The organism is Pseudoalteromonas sp. 19-MNA-CIBAN-0066 (genome assembly GCF_040308705.1).
In the GTDB taxonomy this organism is placed as follows: domain Bacteria; phylum Pseudomonadota; class Gammaproteobacteria; order Enterobacterales; family Alteromonadaceae; genus Pseudoalteromonas; species Pseudoalteromonas nigrifaciens.
The window spans coordinates 1-242 of sequence record NZ_JBEONZ010000387.1; the positions used below are offsets into that span (position 1 = coordinate 1).

Sequence of the window (242 nt, forward strand, 5' to 3'; positions counted from 1 at the left end):
CAGTTTGCCAATAATCACCATTAACAGCCCACGCACGTAATTGAATGTTTACTGCGCTTTCGCCTATTGATGTCACCATTACTTTAGGTGCAGGCTCTGCGAGTAATCGGCTCTCTGATGCAGCTAATTCTTTGAGTACATTTAAGCCAACATCAATAGAGTCGGCATACGAAATACCCACCACTATGTCCATTCGTCTTTTGCCATTACGGGTAAAGTTTTTAATATTACCACCCCACACT

Annotated in this window: 1 pseudogene; it reads right to left on the reverse strand. The window is 42.6% G+C overall.

Going from position 1 to position 242, the window contains the following annotated elements:
* Positions 1-242 (reverse strand): annotated as a pseudogene (locus tag AAEZ18_RS19535) (mechanosensitive ion channel family protein); the annotation flags it as partial.